The following is a 16,805-nucleotide window of genomic DNA, read 5'->3' as shown; positions in this document are numbered from 1 at the left end:
TAAGTAGTTTAGCCTACCGCACCAGTCGCCGCTGTAACTCACCTGCCCAGTTAAGCACGCTTTCACACCAATAATCCTGGACGGCTGGATCGAGCCGGTGAGCGTAATCGGCGGGCGGCAAAATCGGCAACCAAACCTGCCCCGGCGCGCGCTTCACCAGCGTCACCGCCGCGCTCGCGTAGTCAAACAGCGTCACCAGCGCAACACTGTTACCGGACTCTCGCGCAACCAAATAGCGTGGGTCGCGGCTCATTAGTGTCCACTCCGCGGGCGGTGAGATAACAACCGTGACAACCTGCCCCGGCCGGTGCTGCCCGGATCCGCCCCGATCTTGCCCGCCTTGCCCCTGCTGGTTGTCTGCTGGTTGGTGCTGCCCCGGTTCGCTCTCCGGCATCGAGGTCTCAGCGGCGGTGGTTTGTGGATCCGCCCCCGCCGCCGTAGCGACCTTCGCGGCCGCGCCAATAATTGCCCGGCAGCGGTAGTTTGCGTGCTGCTGTTTGGCGGGCGACCACATGCGCAGCAGCCAGTCGCCGTTGTCCTCAAAGATCGCTTTCGGAATCCCGCTGTGCGAACTCACCTCCGCCGCCAGGTTGAGGTAGTTGAAGCGGACGGTTTCGCGGTTTAGCGCCGCGCTAAACAGGGTTTGTAGGTTGCTGTGCAGGATCGCGGGATCCACCGCCGGATCCGCTGCCTCATCCTCCCCGAGCTCAGAGGCCGCAGCCCCCTCAGATGCCACCTCAGCCGCCGCGGGATCCGCCTCGCTCAGCCCGAGTGTTTTCAACAGCTCGCGGTGCTCGGCCAGCCAGTCGCCGCTGAGCAGTTCGGCGAGGCGCTGCAGCGGATACGACAGAACCGTTGTGTGACGGCGGTTAAAACCGTAGAAGCGGTCAACCCCGGCGCTTTCCAGCACCTCAATTGTTAGCTCCTCGGCATCGCCCGCAATCAGCACCCGCACATCGTAGCTCGTCTCTAGAACCTCGCACACCGCCTTCAGGTCGGAGATGTTGCTGTTGCTGTCGTGCAGGCCGAGGGCGTTCGCCAGCTCCGCGAGCGGATACACTTCCGGCCGCATAAACAAAAGCGACTCGGCAAGCTGCGATTTCTGCTGCTGGGTTAACGCGCCGGCGGCAGAGCGCAGATCGGTTTTCCGTTCCCGCGTCAGCTGCGCCAAAACCTCCTCATCGGCCGCGGCACCGCTGTGCTGGTCGATCACGGTGTTAAGCAGCTCCCCAACCGCCTCTCGCAGCTCGGGAGTGCGAACCTCAAGCACCGCCTCGCTGTGCTGCACAACGCTCGCGGCGAGCAGGCGCAGATCGTGGGTTTTTAGCGTTAGCAACAGGGCGCGAGGGTTTTTGGCGGATCCGCCATCATCCTCCCTGAGCGGTGTGTGAACCGCGTCAGGCAGCGCCATAAGCGATTTAGCGCCGGGCTGATCCGGGTCAATCACGAGCGTCGCCGTCTGCTCTTCGCGGTGCTGTAAGAAAGCGTCTTTGGCGCGCTGCAGCAGTTCGTCAGAGACCGGTTTAGCCTTCAGGTTGAGCTGCCGATACTCCCCAATCCGGTCAAGCAGGTAGGTGCGCGGCTCACCAACCCGGTGATCAAAACCGATAATAAACAGTTTGCCCTCAAGGCTCTCAACCCGCCACACCGAAATCTGTTTCACCGCCATGGCATGGCCGGGCAGCTTCCGATACTTTGGCGCATAGTAGTGAAAGCGCAGCTGTTTCTGCTGCCGCATCGCCCGGTAAGCCGCGCGCGCGGTTGCGTTGACGTGCTGCTTTTCCAGCGCCACCGGGAGATGCTGCAGCTGCACCGAGAATCGTTCCTCGGCTGCCGTGATCCGCATTAGAATCTCTAGCGCGTCATCGTGGTAGACGGTGCTGTGCAGGCTCTCGGCGGCTGCTCGCAGCAGCGCCAACTGTTTCGGGGTAAACGCAGGCCGCCCGTCTGCGTGCTGCAGCGGCAGCAGCGAGTCAGAAACCCGCAGGCGATACAGCTGCTCCCTGCCCCGAAACACCTCGCGGAACCCCTCAGGCTGCAGCTCCCAGCCGGTTTTCGCGATCAGTTCGAGGTCGCGTTCCAGTTTTTTGCTGCGGGTGGCGGATCCGCCCTCACCCTGATAGTCAGCTACGGCGCCACGGATATCGCGGTGCGTAAACAGCCCACCGTGCTCCAGCAAAAACAGTTTCAGGCGGTAGACGCGCTGCGTTGCTGTGACTGCTGACCGGGGCTTTCTTGCCATCTGTGGAGGGTTAGTTGCTTGCGAGCAGAATGTCTACAACGTAGACGTGGGTTGTGTCAGCCGCGGGTTCCGGCACCATCACAACCACCCGCGAACCAACCGGGAACCCGGTCAAAAGCGGGCGAATAACGTGGGTGTCGAGGGTGTTTTCCGCTGCGATCGGCTCGGGTGCTGTGTCCCAGGTGTTTTCCAGCACAATCCCCTGCCAGCTGAGGTGCAGGATGTTAACAACCGCACCCTGGTCAGCTTTCAGCTCCGAGCCGGTGCCCTCGATGAGAGCGGCAGCGGTTGATTCTGTCGGCTGCGGGGTTGGTGGGATAACAACGCCGGGGCGTCCGTTAGGGGCTGCGGTCACGGCCGGGTAACCGGCTGGCAGTGACTTGTTTGCGCCCGCTGGCAGCTTCGAGCCGGTGTTGTAGATATCGGCGACAATCACCGCGTGCTGTGGCTGGGTTGGATCCGCCTGCAGCGCTGCGCTGTTAAAGCCGGCAAACAGTTCCGCTGACTGAGAAGGAGGCAGCACCGCGGTGACGCGGGAGCCGGTCTCCTGGCAGGTGAGCATGTCGAGCAGGGTTTTTGGGACACCCTTAACATCCAGCTGCATATCCACAAAAACGCTGCTTGACTGCGGGTTTAGCGCTTGACCGGAACCGCCGTCGTAGATTGTGAAGGCAACAGAAACCAGCTCGTCTGTTTTCACCTTCTTCACCTGCTGACCGGAGCTGACCGCGGCTTTAGCCTTGTCGCTCTGCTGCACAGATTTCGCGGTTGCCTGCACCTGGGTGACGGCGCTTTCCGGATCCACCCGCAACTCCTCAGGCAGTTTGCTGCCCGCGGCGGTTGCGATCTCGTTGCTCACTGCGCCAGCGGTAAACACCGGATCGCACGCGTTTGGGTCTTTAACCCCGTTAATCGGCTTGTTGTAACACGCTGAAACAGTCAGCGCTAGCGCACCCAGGGTGAGAGCGGTGGTAAGTCTGCGACGCATAGTGACCTTTCAATAACTGCTAGAGATATTGTACTTGAGAAACGCGGCCGGGTGGCAAGCTATTCGGTGCCGTCAGCAGGCGTCTCAGCAGCCCACTGGGCAGCACCCTGCTCGGGCTGTGGCGCGGTCCCCTCCGGTTGCTGCGCTACCTGCTCGCTGGTGCCGTCACCGGGGTTGCCGCGCTGGGCTGCGAAACGCTGCGCGTCCCTCACCTTCTTGCGCAAAACCTTGTTGCTCTTAACCATCTCACCGACCATATCGGGTGTCCAGGCGGCAACGTCCTCCTCCGAGTAGTTCGATTTTGAGGCGCGACGCTTCAGCTCCGGCAGCACCGTGCCATCGGCGAGTTTGCGGGCGATCGCGAGGAACCCGGTGTGCCCAACCATTCGGTGATCCGGCCGAACAGCGAGACCCTCAACGTGCCAGCCGCGCACCATACTCTCCTGTGACTCCGGGTGGGTGAACCGGCCGGTTGCCCGCACCGCCTCAACAAACCTGGACAGCTGGGTGACGGTTGCAACATAGGCGAGCAAAACACCGCCCGCAACCAGCGCATCCGCCGCCGCGTCAACACACTCCCACGGGGCGAGCATGTCGAGCACAACCCGGTCAACACTGCCTGGCTCCTCAAGCTCGGGCAGCCGCTCCTGCAGCGCACCAACGCTCAACCGCCAGTTCTCCGGTGCTTCTCCCCCGTAGTATGCGGCAATGTTTGCGGCGGCAATGTCCGCAAACTCGTCGCGGATCTCAATCGAGTGCAGCTCCCCGGATGAACCGAGCGCCCGCAGCAGATGCAGAGACAGGGCACCGGATCCAACACCCGCCTCAATCACCCGCAGGCCAGGCGCAATATCGGCGAGGGAAACAATCTGGGCGGCATCCTTCGGATAGACAATTGCGGCGCCGCGCGGCATCGCCATAACCCAGTCACGCAAAAGCGGGCGCATCGCGAGAAACTCCTCCCCGCCCGGCATCGTCAGGATCGAAGCGTCGGGGCGACCAACAATGTCACTGTGCGGGATCGCACCCCAGTGGGTGTGAAACTCCCCCTCCGGGTGCAGCGTAATACTGTAGCGTTTATTCTTTGGCCCGCTCAGCTGGATCCGGTCACCGTACACAAACGGTCCGCGCGCAGTAGTCATTTCTATACCTCACAGTAGCCGCCAGGGTGCGGCTCTCTTTTGTAGTTAGCAGCAAAAACACTTAATACCGAGCCCCCTTGCGGATCCGCAAACCCGAAGCCTAAAAGCGATGGAATTACGGCGTGAGCGGGAACATCGTGAAGCTCCTGCAGGTGTTTAACACCGACAGATACGGCACCGGCGGCGCTAGCGGCGGTCAGCCCCGTGCGGGAGTCCTCAAACGCTAAACAGTCTGCGGCGCTCACCCCGAGCTGTTCGGCAGCCATCAGGTAGGCATCGGGGTGCGGTTTTCCGCGGGTCACATGATCCCTCGCAACAACCGTGTCGAAGGTGCCCGCGGGCAGCAAATCGGTGACCCGCTTGGCGATCGCGAACGTCGACATGGTCACCAGCGCATTTCTGACACCGGCCGCTCGTACCTCGGCCAGCAGCTCCCTAGCACCGGGGCGCCAGGCGGCCTCCCCACGCAACATCTGTTCGGTGACACCCGAAACCCACTCGCCGATAATCTCTGAAACGGTCAACGGCACGCCCAGGCGTTGAAACAGCTGCGCGCCGTCACGCAGATCTATGCCGACCATTTTTTCAACAACCTCATCGGTCAGTTTTAGGCCGTAACGCGCCAGCATCTGCTGTTCGGTGTTAAGCCACAGCGGCTCCGAGTCGATGATTGTGCCGTCTAGATCCCACAGCACAGCAGCCGGAGCCTGACGTAAAGAATCAGCAAAAACCCCGGTCACAGGCTAACCCCGAGCAGCCGCTCAATCGCCTTCGCAAGCAGCTCCGGATTATCAACCCCGACAGTAACCGCGCCGTCGACAATCGCGAGCATTAGCGGCGTATCAAGATCGTTCGCAAGCGCCGCCCGCAGCTGCGCAACAACGGTTGTGCTCTCAACCGGCTCCGCCGGTTTCCAGTGCAAAAGCTCCCGCCAGTTATTCAACCGCTGTTTCGCCGTCTCCAGGTCTCGGTCAAACCACTCCCACTCGGTGCGATAGTGGTGACCGAGCAGGGCGAGGCGGATCGCGGATCCTTCAGCGCCACTGTTTAGCAGCTTCGAAACAAACACCAGGTTGCCGCGCGACTTGCTCATCTTGTAGCCCTGGTAGGAAACCAGCGCGGTGTGTGAGTAGAGGTGCGCAAGCGGTGTATTGGTGACGGCCGCGGCGCTCGCAGCGGACAGTTCATGGTGCGGGAAGATCAGATCGTGCCCGCCGCCCTGCACAGTAAACGGTGTTCCCAAAGCCTGCTGCGCAATCACCGCGCACTCAATATGCCAGCCCGGGCGTCCCTTACCGACGACGGTGTCCCAGCTCGGCTCCCCCTCGCGTGCTGCACGCCACAGCAGCGGATCCAGCTGGTTACGCTTCCCCGGACGGTCCGGGTCGCCGCCCCGCGCCGCACTCAAAATCAGCAGCTCTGACTGCTCATAGTGCGCAACATCGCCGAGCCGCCACGGGCTCAGCTCCTCTGCCCTGCTGATGTCAAAGTAGATATCGTCCGTGTCAGCGTCTGGTGTTGGCACACGGTAGCCAATACCCTGTTTCTCTAGCCGCAAAACCGTCTCGGCAATATCCTCGATAACCTCGGTAACCGCGGTGAAGTGGGTTGGCGGCAGCATGTTCAGCCTGTGCATATCGGACCGGAACAGCGCAATCTGCTCTGCGGCCAGCTCCTGCCAGTTAACGCCTGTGCTGTTTGCGCGCTCCAGCAGCGGATCATCAACATCGGTGATGTTTTGTGCGTACGCCACCTCAACTCCCGCGTCCAACCAGGCACGCTGCAGCATGTCGTAGGTCAGATAGGTGAAGGCGTGACCGATGTGGGTTGCGTCGTAGGGTGTGATCCCACAAACATAGAGGGTTGCGAGATTGTCTTTCACACACAGGTTTTCGATCCTGCCCGTTGCCGTGTTAAACAGCTTAGGAGCCTCAGCCGGTTTTAGAATCTCGCTCAGCTCGGGCAGTTCAGGCGCCGTCCAGGTACGCATTTATTTCGCTCCGATCGGGTGGGTTACAGTCGTCAGCTGCGACTGTTCAGCAACTGTGATACCGCCGTCCGCCTGCAGCACACCGGTTGCGACAAGCACCAGAATAACCGCACCAAGCACGATCCGGTAAATCACGAATGGCATAAAACTACGGGTTGAGATGTAGCTCATAAACCACTTAATAATCGCAATCGCAACCGCGAAGGCAACAATCGTGGCAACCAGGGTTTGCATTCCCGGCACCGTGCTGGGCTCCTTCAACGACTTATAGAGTTTGTAGCCGCCGGATCCAACCACCGCGGGGATTGCCAGCAGGAAACTGTAGCGCGCGGCAGCCTCCCGCGAGTAGCCGAGCAGACGGCCCGCGGTGATTGTGCCGCCGGAGCGGGAAACACCGGGGATCAGCGCCAAAGCCTGCGCGAGGCCGTAAATAATGCCGTGTTTTGCGGTTAGTGAGCTTAACTGTCGGTCGCTGCGCCCCAGCCGGTCAGCGATGCCCAACAGGATACCGAAGATAATCAGCATCGCCCCAACAAACCAGAGCGAGCGCAGCGATGAATCAATCAGGTGCTCAAACAGCACACCGCAGACGACGATAGGGACAGAACCCAGGATGATCCACCAGCCCATTTTAGCGTCGGAGTTGCCGCGATCCACCCGCCCAAACAGGGAACCGAACCACGCCTTCACAATGCGCAGAATATCTCGCCAGAAGAACACAACCACGGCAGCCTCGGTGCCGAGCTGCGTGATCGCGGTGAAGGAGCTGCCGGCGTCGCCGATGCCGAGCAGCTGACTGGTTAGTCGCAGGTGCGCCGAAGACGAAATTGGCAGAAACTCGGTGAGCCCCTGCACAATTCCCAGCACGATTGCCTCAAATAGGTTCAAATTGTCCTCGTCAAAAGTTAGTAGGTGCGCAAGAAATCAAGCAGCACACGGTGCCCGAAATCTATTGCGGTCAGCGGCACACGCTCGTCAACGCCGTGGAACATGGCGGGAAAATCCATGTCCCTGGGGAGTTTGAGAGGCGCAAAGCCGTATCCAACAATACCAATATCTGAGAGGTGTTTGTTATCTGTGCCGCCGGAGAGCAGGTAGGGCAACACAACCGCCTCCGGGTCGTGACGCAAAAGGCTCTCCCGCACCGCCTCAACCAGCTCACCGCTGAAGTCGGTTTCCATCCCCTTCCCACTAAAGATCGGGGTTATGTCGGCGTCGTCTCCAACCAGCTCAACCAGTTTCTGCATCGCCGCCTCACGACTGCCCGGCAGGGAGCGCATATCCACTATCGCGCCGGCCGTGTCGGGGATAACATTGTGCATGTATCCGGCGTCGAGCACGGTCGGGTTGGTTGTCACCCTGAGGCTCGATTTTAGGAAACCGGATCCGGCACCGGCCCGGGCAACCAGCTCGGTTGGTGAGCCCGGCCCCGTCAGCTGCTCAATCTGCTGCAAAAGCTCGGCGGTTGTTGGTGTCAGCTCAACCGGCCACTCGTGGTCGCCAACCCTCGCAACCGCCCTCGCGAGCTTCGTCAGCGGGTTATCTAGCGGAATACTGCTGCCGTGCTGGGCTGTCCCCTTCGCGGTCAGCCGCACCCAGTCAAGACATTTTTCACCGGTCTGTAAGAGATACGCACGCTTGTCACCAAAGTGCACAGAGTATCCTCCGACCTCGCTAACCGCGGTCGCCGCCCCTGCAAACACCTCCGGGTGGTTTTTTACCAGCCACTGGCTACCAAACACACCGCCGTTCTCCTCGTCCGCAAAGAACGCCAATATCAATTCGCGCCGCGGCAACTCACCCGCACGCAGCAGCTCAGCAACGGCGGTGAGCATCATCGCGTCCATGATCTTCATGTCAACGGCGCCACGCCCCCACAGCATCCCGTCCTTAATCACACCCGCGAACGGGTCAACGGACCAGTTTGCCGGATCCGCCGGGACAACATCGAGGTGGCCGTGCAGCACCAGCGCAGGCAGTGTCGGATCCGCACCCGGGACCCTGGTGACAACGCTCACCCTGCCGGGAGCGGACTCAAAAAACTGCGGTTTTAAGCCAAGCCCGGTCAGGTACTCGGCAACATACTCGGCGGCGGGCAGCTCCGGGTTCGCGTCCCCCTGCCCACGGTTGCTGGTGTCGATACGGATCAGGTCAGCGGCGATTCTCGCGGTTTCAGAAACACACGCCAAAGGCACGGGCTCCCCCGGGCTGCTGTCAGGTTTTTGTTGTGGGTTAACAAGCGACATAGTTTAAGCCTAGCTGCGCAGGCTGCAAGCTTTCTGCTTGGCGGGGATTTTCGGCGGGGATTTTCTGTGTAGCGGGTAAAATTGTGGAATGCTTAAACCCGCATCCGAGCCCGCCTCCGAGCCCGCCTCCGGCACAATTGACGAAACCGCCGCCGACACAACCGCCGAGACCGCCGCCAACCCAGCCCCCGAGACTGCCGCCAGCACAGCCCCCGAGATCACCGTCAGCGCCGTTGTGCTTCGCGGCCGCAACGGCTCTGTTTTGCACGTCAGAAAACAGCACACAACCATGTTTATGCTGCCGGGCGGCAAACCAGAACCCGCAGAGTCACCGTTTGACTGCGCGATCCGCGAGGTGCGAGAGGAGCTCGGTCTGGAGCTGGATCCGGCGCGCCTGAAAAGCTTCGGCACCGTCAAAACAATCGCCGCAAACGAGGCAAACACAGCACTTATCGCCCACGTCTTTGTCTACGCGGATCCGGTTACCGGCGATGCGGCGCCGCAGGCTGAGATCGCAGAGCTCGAGTTTGTGTCGCTTGCGGATCCACAAACCCAGCACCGCAAAAATCTCGCCCCGCTCAGCCAGCAGCACGTGCTGCCCGCGCTCGCCGCCACCGCCTAGGCACCGTCTCAGAAATACCCCGAACACGCTGAGCAAAAATATCGGGTTTGCACCGCATAATAAAACCGTGCTAGATTTATCTCTGTTGTCTTGATGCAGATGTCAAACACACGCGCGGGTGGCGGAATAGGTAGACGCGCTAGCTTGAGGTGCTAGTGCCCACATATCGGGCGTGGGGGTTCAAGTCCCCCCTCGCGCACAAACAGACGGCCTCCAATCTGAGTTATCAAATTGGAGGCTGTTTTAGTTTGCCGTTTTGCAAAGCAGCCTAAGCCCACCCCGTGTCGGCACCAGCTGCCCAAACTGTCAGGAAGGAATGGTTGTGCGTGCTGGCGTCAACGTGCCACCGTGGTTGTTAGCGATTACCGCGATGCTCGCGGTGCAGCTCTCTAACGCTTTTTCTGCCCCGCTGGTTGAGCGGATCGGTTCCGCCGGAACCACCTGGCTGCGTTTCAGCTTCGGCGCCCTGCTGCTCTGGCTGTTTGTGCGGCCGGTGATCCGCAACATCACCAAAAAAGACATTCCCGCGCTGCTCGCTTTCGGTGTTGTCACCGGCTGTATGACAACCCTGTTCTTGGCGGCAGCTGAGCGGATCCCGCTGGGCACCGCCGTTGCCATCGAGTTCTTGGGGCCGCTCACCGTCGCTGGCCTGATGAGTAAACATCGCCGGGCACTGATCTGGCCGGTGCTCGCCTTTGTTGGCGTTGTGCTGCTAACCGAGCCGTGGACCGGATCCGTTGACACAGTCGGTGTCGGCTTCGCGCTCGGCGCCGGTGTCTGCTGGGGTCTCTACAATATTTTGACGCAGCACGTTGGCGATAAATTCTCCGGCATAACCGGTCTTGCCCTAACCCTCCCGGTTGCCGCGCTAATCACCATGCCGTTTGGTATCGCCCAGGCGACAGCGGGTGATTTTGAGTGGTGGATGGTGGCGGCCGCCGCCGGAATCGCGATCCTCGCCCCCGTCGTTGGTTACGGCCTGGAGATGCTGGCGCTGCGCAGAATGTCGCACACCTCGTTTGGCACGCTGCTGTCGATTGAGCCGGCGTTTGGCGTGATTGTCGGCCTGATTGTGCTAGCGCAAACCCCGTCGATTGTGCAGATTATTGGGATCTCCATGGTTGTTGCCGCGGGCGCAGCGGCGCAAAAATACAGCAGCCGAGAAACCAACTAGCACTCGCGCTGTGCAACCCGTTGAACAACGCCCAGGACAACGCTCTCAGCGACACGCCGAGTGACACGCCGCCGGGAATCTCCCCTGCCGCTCTGACCTGTAACTTTCTAACACCTGCTTTGTTATAACTGATTTTTATGGTTAGACTTACTATCCTTATAGATCAGGCGACTTCTTCTAAGGTTGCCCGCTAAAGACCATTTGAGGGAAGTGATATGAAAAAAACAAGGCTCAGCCTCACCGTTGCGGCGGTTGCGACCGCGGCTCTAACCCTGTCTGCTTGCTCCGCGGGAAGCGGCGGCACAGACACCAAAAAGGCTGACGACTCTGTCACCCTGGCGCTGTCTGCTGCGCCAACCAATCTTGACTTCACATCCACAAGCGGTGCACCGATTACGCAGGCGCTGATGACCAACGTCTACGAGACGCTCATCACCGTTAATGACTCTGGTGAGTTGAAGCCGGGCCTCGCAACTGAGTGGGAGGCTGACGAGGCCGGAACCGAGTACACCTTCGAGCTGAAGGACGCGGTCACCTTCTCAAACGGTGACACCTTTGACGCGAACGATGTTGTGTTCAGTTTCAACCGCGTAAAAAACGACTGGGTTAACGGCCTGAAGGCGAAGTTTGATGTTGTTGAGAGCGTCACCGCTGCCGATGACAACACCGTGAAGGTGAAACTCGCCACTCCCTCACAAGACTTCCTGTTTGATCTAACCACCTCGGTTGGCGCTATCTTCACTGAAACCGGTGTTGATGATCTCGCCAACAAACCAGTTGGCACCGGCCCGTTCACTATCTCCGAGTGGGTTAACGGTGAGCGGCTCGTGTTTAGCGCGCGAGACGACTACCACGGTGATGAGATTAAGGTGTCCTCCGTGACATTCCGCTATTTTGCGGATCCAATCGCGGCAACCAACGCGCTCAGCGCTGGCGATGTTGACGGTGTTGCTAACCTGCTCGCACCCGAGCTGCTCAGCAAGTTCGACGCTGACGAGAACTTCACCGTTATCAACGGCGAGTCAAGCGGTCAGGTGACCCTGTCGTTGAACAACAAGGCGGCGCCGTTTGATGACATCCGCGTCCGTCAGGCTGTTCTCTACGCAATCGACGAGCAGGCCGTGATCGACACCGCCTGGGCTGGGTACGGCTCACACGTTGAAAGCTTCGCTGCCCCAGCGGATCCGTACTACGAGGATCTCAACGACCTCTACCCGTATGATCCCGAGCGCGCTAAACAGCTGCTCGCTGAGGCCGGTCACGAGAGCCTGAACATCACCTACACCGTGCCAAACCTGTCTTACGCAACCTCCTCTGCTGAGATTGTTGCCTCGCAGCTTGCCGCGGTGGGGATTAACGCGGAGATTAAAACCGTTGAGTTCCCGGCTGTTTGGATTGATGAGGTGTTCACCCAGAAGAACTACCAGATGACAACCATCAACCACGCTGAGCCGCGTGACCTGCTGAACATGTTCAACAACCCTGACTACTACATCGGTTACGACAACTCAGCGATTGCGCCGCTGGTTGCCGCGGCAAAAACCGCTGATCCGGAGGAGTACAAGCAGAACATGCGCGCGGTGTCCCGCCAAATTCTCACCGATGCCGCATCCGGTGTGCTCTTCCTCTGGCCAAACCTCGCGGTTGTGAAAGCTGATCTGGAGGGCTTCCCGGTTGACGAGGTGAGAACCGGTCTCGACCTCAGCAAACTCCGCTGGAAGCAGTAACATTTATTAAATGCTGCTGAGCATTATCAAACTCATCGCCAGGTTCGCTGTCTCGTTTATTGCAGCGAGCCTGGCGGTGTTTCTGATTATGCGACTGCTGCCGGGCGATCCGGCGCAGATCGCGCTCGGCATCAACGCAACCCCGGAGCTGCTCGCAAAAACCCGCGCCGAGTTCGGCACCGACAGACCGCTGCTGATCCAGTATTTTGAGTGGATCGGAGGCATTCTGCGGGGTGATTTCGGCAACTCCTATATCACGCGACAGGACATCAGCCCGGTTATTGCCGACCGCACCCAGGTGAGCCTGATTTTGGTCGCCGCCGCGATGGTGCTGTCGCTTCTCATCGCGGTGCCCGCCGGGATCCTCGCCGCCCTGAAAAACAATCGCCCGATTGGCACCGTTATTAGCGTGGTTTCACAGCTCGGCATCGCCGTTCCCGGTTTCCTCGCCGCAATCCTGTTGGTTTTGGTTTTCGCGGTGCAGCTTAAGATCCTGCCCGCGAACGGCTGGACGATTCCCGCGGCGGATCCGGTTGAGTTCCTGCGCAAACTGATTCTGCCGACCGTGTCACTCGCCGCAATCCAGGGAGCGATTATGACGCGCTACATCAGAACCGCGGTGCTGGAGGTGCTGGGTGAGGAGTATCTCACAACCGCCCGTGCCAAGGGGCTAACGAGTATGCAGGCGCTTAGTCGCCACGTTTTGCGCGGTGCCGCAATCCCGATTATCACGGTGACCGGTGTACAGGTTTCTGCGATGCTGGTTGGCGCGGTTGTGATTGAGCGGGTGTTTGTGATCCCCGGGCTGGGGTCGCTGCTCGTTGAGTCGACCGCGAACCGTGACCTGCTAACGGTACAGGCGATTGTGATGGTGCTGGTCGGGTTCACGCTCGCCATCAACCTCGTGATTGAACTGATCTACACGCTCGTGGATCCCAGGCTGCGCAGGCGAGGTGTTCGATGATTAAACGACTAAACACCACCGCGATTGTTGGCCTCGCACTGGTCGGCCTGGTTGTGCTTGCCGCGCTGATCTCCTTTGTTTGGCTGCCCTTTGACCCGACAGCCACAAACCCCGCCGATCGCCTGCAGAATCCGAGCGGGACGCACTGGTTTGGCACCGATAAATACGGCAGGGACACCTTCTCGGCGGTGCTCGTCGGTGCTCGCATAACCCTGATGGTTGGCTTTATTGCGGTTTCAATCGCCGCCGTTATCGGCACACCGCTCGGCATTATCGCGGGTATGTTCCCGGGTAAGTTCTCGGAGGTTTTGCTCCGAGCAAGCGATGTTGCGCTGGCGTTTCCGGCGCTACTTTTGGCGATTATGCTGACCGCTGTCTACGGCGCTTCAACACTGACCGCGATGGTTGCGATCGGCATTGCCGCGGTTCCCGTCTACACCCGCATCGCCTACTCGGGCACCCGCCAGGTTATGCACTTTGAGTTTATTCAGGCGGCGAGGCTCGGCGGCCAGTCGTCGCTGCGGATCGCGCTGCGCCACGTGCTGCCAAATATCAGCGGGATGCTGCTTGTGCAGAGCTCCATCTCCTTCGGCATCGCGGTTTTGGCGGAGGCGGCGCTCAGCTTCCTCGGGCTGGGAACACCTCCCCCAACCCCGTCGTGGGGCAGGATGCTGCAGGAGTCCCAGCAGTTCCTCGGCACGCACCCGCTGCTCGCGGTGTTCCCGGGCCTCGCAATCGCACTAACCGTGCTCGGCTGCAACCTGCTCGGTGACGGCCTGCGCGACCGTCTCGACAGCAGACTCGCCGCCGCTAACACGGGCGGCAGACGCGCGGGCAGCGCAGCTAGGCGGGTGGTGCGACCGTGAACAAACTGCTGAGGATTCACGATCTAACCATCACGGCTGGCGAAAAAACCCTGCTTGACCGGTTTAGTATCTCGGTTGGCAGCGGCGAGCGGGTTGGCCTGATTGGCGAGTCCGGATCCGGTAAAACCCTAACGCTGAAGGCGATTCTTGGTCTGCTGCCTAACAACCTTGCGACCGCGGGCGAGATTTATTTTGCGGATCACGAAACCAACCTGCTTACTGCCTCCGAAAAACAGCTTGCCCATCTCCGCGGCAACGCCATTTCGATGGTTTTCCAGGAGCCGCTGAAGGCGCTTAACCCGCTTCACACGGTGGGTAAACAGATCGCGGAGGCAGCGCTGATCCACAACACCGCAAAAACCCGCGCGGAGGCGTTGCGGCTCGCAGCGGATATGCTTGCGGCGGTTAATATCCCGGATCCACACCGGGCGTTAAAGAGCTACCCGCACGAGCTGTCGGGTGGGCAGCGGCAGCGCGTGATTATCGCAATTGCGCTGCTCAATAACCCCAGGCTGCTGCTGTGTGACGAGCCGACAACCGCGCTCGATGTGACCGTGCAAAAGCAGGTGCTGGATGTGATTAGTTCGCTTGTCACCGACCACCACACCGGGCTGCTGTTTGTGACGCACGATCTGGCGGTTATCGCGCGGATGTGCGACAGTGTCACGGTTTTGAAGGAGGGGCGGATCGTCGAGAGCGGCCCGGTTAGTCAGGTGCTGACCGATCCTGCCCACGAGTACACGCGCAGGCTGATCGCGGCGAGCACCGTTCACGAGCGGCCAGCGGTTAAGCTGTCGAGCGTGCCAGAGACTGCGGTTAGTATTAGAGACGTTAGCCGGGTGTTTAAACCCTCGGGTGTGATGTTTCGCAAGCGTGCCGCCGAGAAGGTGGCGCTGAACGGGATCAACCTGGAAATCCCCCGGGGTTCACGTCTCGGCATTGTTGGTGAGTCCGGCAGCGGAAAAACCACGCTGCTGAGGCTGCTCGCGGGCCTTGACTCCCCGACCAGCGGCGCTATCGAGATTAACGGGCAGCCGCTTTCCGGCGGAAAGCGTACTAAACGCGGTTTGCGCACCCCGGACGGTGCGGCGGCGATACAGACACAGCTGGTGTTCCAGGATCCACACAGCTCACTCAACCCGCGAATGCGGATTCTCGACATTATTACCGAGCCGCTGACCGCGAAACCGAATCGGGTTTCTAGCGCAGAGAGGCGACAGCTGGCAGCGGACATGCTGCACGAGGTCGGTCTCACCGGCGACGCCTCGGCAGACGAGCTGCTTTCTCGCTACCCGCACGAGTTTTCTGGCGGGCAGCGGCAGCGGATCGCGATCGCCCGCGCCCTGATCACGAAACCGAGTCTGCTGCTCGCTGATGAACCGGTGAGCGCGCTCGACGTCTCGGTTAGGGAGCAGATTCTCAGACTGCTTGATAGGCTCACCGCCGAAACCGGGGCAACGCTCGTGATTGTTTCACACGATCTTGCAACGATCAAAAACCTCTGCGACACGGTCGCGGTTGTCTACAACGGTGAAATTGTTGAGCACGCAAGCACCGATAAGCTGTTCTCTCACCCCCAGCACAGCTACACCCAAAAACTGCTCGCTGCCTCGCTTAATCTCCGGGGTGAGTTGGCCGCAAAACACCGCTAAAATGGATTAGGTTATCGCCCAAAACAAGCTGATTCGAGGAGAGTTATGCGCACGTACAAAATTGCTGTGATGCCCGGTGACGGCATCGGCCCCGAGGTTGTTGCGGGCGCATTAGCGGTGCTCAAGGCGGCTGAGGAGCGCTTCGGTTTCACAACCGAAAAGCGGCACATTGCTGGCGGCGCAAACGACTACCTTAAAACCGGGAAACTGTTTGCCGACTACGCCGATGAGCTCTCCGAGTGTGAGGCGATTCTGTTCGGTTCAATGGGTGACCCACGAGTCACCCCCGGTATTCTCGAGCGCGGTTATATTCTCGCGATGCGGCAGGATTTCCAGCAGAGCGCGAATGTCCGGCCTGTGCGTCTCTACCCCGGTGTTGAAACACCGATTAAGAACGTCACCCCCGAAAACTGCGACTTTGTGATTGTCCGCGAAAACACCGAGGGCTCATACGTTGGTCAGGGCTCAACCGTGCACGAGGGAACCCCCAACGCGGTTGCCATGCAGGAGTCACTAAACACCCGTCAGGGCATTGAACGGGTGGTTGATTACGCGTTCCGGCTGGCGCTTGGGCGGCGCAAAAAACTAACCCTCTGCCACAAAACCAATGTGCTCGTTGCAGCGGGTAAACTCTGGCAGACAACCGTCAACGAGCTCGCCAAACTCTACCCGGAGGTGAGCGTCGACTACTGTCACGTTGACGCAATGTGCTTCCACATGCCGCTCGATCCGGCACGCTTCGACGTGGTTGTCACAGACAACCTGTTCGGTGACATCATCACCGACCTCGGTGCTGTAATCCAGGGCGGACTGGGTGTTTCCACCAGCGCAAACGTTAATCTTGAGGGCACCCACCCGAGCATGTTTGAGGCGATTCACGGATCCGCCCCGGACATCGCCGGCAAAGGCTGGGCGAACCCTGCCGGATCGGTGCTTTCACTGTCACTGCTGCTCGGCCACCTTGGTGAGGGCAAGGCCGCAGCTGCGATTGAGGCGGCAACCGTGCGCGTAATTGGTGAGCTGAAGGCGATGGCTGGGCCGGAGATGGGCCTTAACACCGCAGAGATTGGGCAGCGGATCGCCGAGCTCGTCGCCGCGGGTGACTACGATACCGAGTTGATTCCGGATCCGCTGGTTAGCACCCTCGCAACCCTGCCCGCCAGCCGTCGCGGCTAAAACCGCCCGACCGGAC

The 16,805-nt window shown here is 60.2% G+C and carries 14 protein-coding genes and 1 tRNA gene; 8 read left to right on the top strand and 7 right to left on the bottom strand.

Annotation, left to right across the window (positions count from 1 at the left end):
* Positions 1–13 precede the first annotated feature (13 nt).
* Genes EII30_RS00965 through EII30_RS00935 form a run of 7 tightly spaced genes read right to left on the bottom strand, consistent with a single transcriptional unit; the run spans position 14 to position 8,608 of the window.
* Complete coding sequence (locus EII30_RS00965) at positions 14–2,242, bottom strand: YafY family protein (RefSeq protein WP_124885453.1); 2,229 nt, start codon at positions 2,240–2,242, stop codon at positions 14–16.
* Between the two features lie 10 nt (positions 2,243–2,252).
* Complete coding sequence (locus EII30_RS00960) at positions 2,253–3,230, bottom strand: hypothetical protein (RefSeq protein ID WP_124885452.1); 978 nt, start codon at positions 3,228–3,230, stop codon at positions 2,253–2,255.
* A gap of 59 nt (positions 3,231–3,289) precedes the next feature.
* Positions 3,290–4,372 carry a tRNA (adenine-N1)-methyltransferase gene (locus EII30_RS00955; protein WP_124885451.1) on the bottom strand — a complete coding sequence of 361 codons (1,083 nt, stop codon included), beginning with the start codon at positions 4,370–4,372 and terminating at the stop codon, positions 3,290–3,292.
* Positions 4,373–4,374: 2 nt separating this feature from the next.
* Positions 4,375–5,112 (bottom strand): HAD family phosphatase, encoded by a 738-nt coding sequence (locus EII30_RS00950; RefSeq protein ID WP_124885450.1) that lies wholly within the window; start codon positions 5,110–5,112, stop codon positions 4,375–4,377.
* Positions 5,109–6,362 carry a cysteine--1-D-myo-inosityl 2-amino-2-deoxy-alpha-D-glucopyranoside ligase gene (gene mshC / locus EII30_RS00945; protein WP_124885449.1) on the bottom strand — a complete coding sequence of 418 codons (1,254 nt, stop codon included), beginning with the start codon at positions 6,360–6,362 and terminating at the stop codon, positions 5,109–5,111. The genes EII30_RS00950 and mshC overlap by 4 nt, the downstream gene beginning before the upstream one ends.
* Positions 6,363–7,250 (bottom strand): undecaprenyl-diphosphate phosphatase, encoded by an 888-nt coding sequence (locus tag EII30_RS00940; RefSeq protein ID WP_124885448.1) that lies wholly within the window; start codon positions 7,248–7,250, stop codon positions 6,363–6,365.
* Between the two features lie 17 nt (positions 7,251–7,267).
* Positions 7,268–8,608, bottom strand: coding sequence for a M20/M25/M40 family metallo-hydrolase (locus tag EII30_RS00935; RefSeq protein WP_124885447.1), 1,341 nt, complete (start codon positions 8,606–8,608; stop codon positions 7,268–7,270).
* Positions 8,609–8,696: 88 nt separating this feature from the next.
* On the opposite strand from EII30_RS00935, the gene EII30_RS00930 reads away from it, so the two are divergent.
* From EII30_RS00930 to EII30_RS00895, 8 genes are all read left to right on the top strand, one after another.
* Entirely contained in the window at positions 8,697–9,230 is a 534-nt protein-coding gene (locus tag EII30_RS00930) for an NUDIX domain-containing protein (protein ID WP_124885446.1), read from the top strand.
* A gap of 112 nt (positions 9,231–9,342) precedes the next feature.
* A tRNA-Leu gene (locus EII30_RS00925) sits at positions 9,343–9,429 on the top strand.
* 123 nt (positions 9,430–9,552) lie between these two features.
* The gene (locus EII30_RS00920; protein ID WP_233569220.1) at positions 9,553–10,404 is read left to right on the top strand and encodes a DMT family transporter; all 852 of its coding nucleotides are present in this window, start codon (positions 9,553–9,555) and stop codon (positions 10,402–10,404) included.
* 215 nt (positions 10,405–10,619) lie between these two features.
* Positions 10,620–12,131 (top strand): ABC transporter substrate-binding protein, encoded by a 1,512-nt coding sequence (locus EII30_RS00915; RefSeq protein WP_124885445.1) that lies wholly within the window; start codon positions 10,620–10,622, stop codon positions 12,129–12,131.
* A gap of 10 nt (positions 12,132–12,141) precedes the next feature.
* A complete protein-coding gene (locus tag EII30_RS00910) occupies positions 12,142–13,095 on the top strand; it encodes an ABC transporter permease (RefSeq protein ID WP_124885444.1) in 954 nt (317 codons plus the stop codon).
* A complete protein-coding gene (locus EII30_RS00905) occupies positions 13,092–13,961 on the top strand; it encodes an ABC transporter permease (protein WP_124885443.1) in 870 nt (289 codons plus the stop codon). Before EII30_RS00910 ends, EII30_RS00905 begins: the two co-directional genes overlap by 4 nt.
* Entirely contained in the window at positions 13,958–15,613 is a 1,656-nt protein-coding gene (locus EII30_RS00900) for an ABC transporter ATP-binding protein (RefSeq protein ID WP_124885442.1), read from the top strand. The genes EII30_RS00905 and EII30_RS00900 overlap by 4 nt, the downstream gene beginning before the upstream one ends.
* Before the next feature lie 45 nt (positions 15,614–15,658).
* Positions 15,659–16,789, top strand: a complete 1,131-nt coding sequence (locus tag EII30_RS00895; RefSeq protein WP_124885441.1) for a 3-isopropylmalate dehydrogenase — start codon at positions 15,659–15,661, stop codon at positions 16,787–16,789.
* Positions 16,790–16,805 lie beyond the last annotated feature (16 nt).

Source organism: Leucobacter sp. OH1287, assembly GCF_003859945.1.
Lineage (GTDB): Bacteria > Actinomycetota > Actinomycetes > Actinomycetales > Microbacteriaceae > Canibacter.
This window is presented reverse-complemented; position numbering and strand designations above follow the sequence as displayed.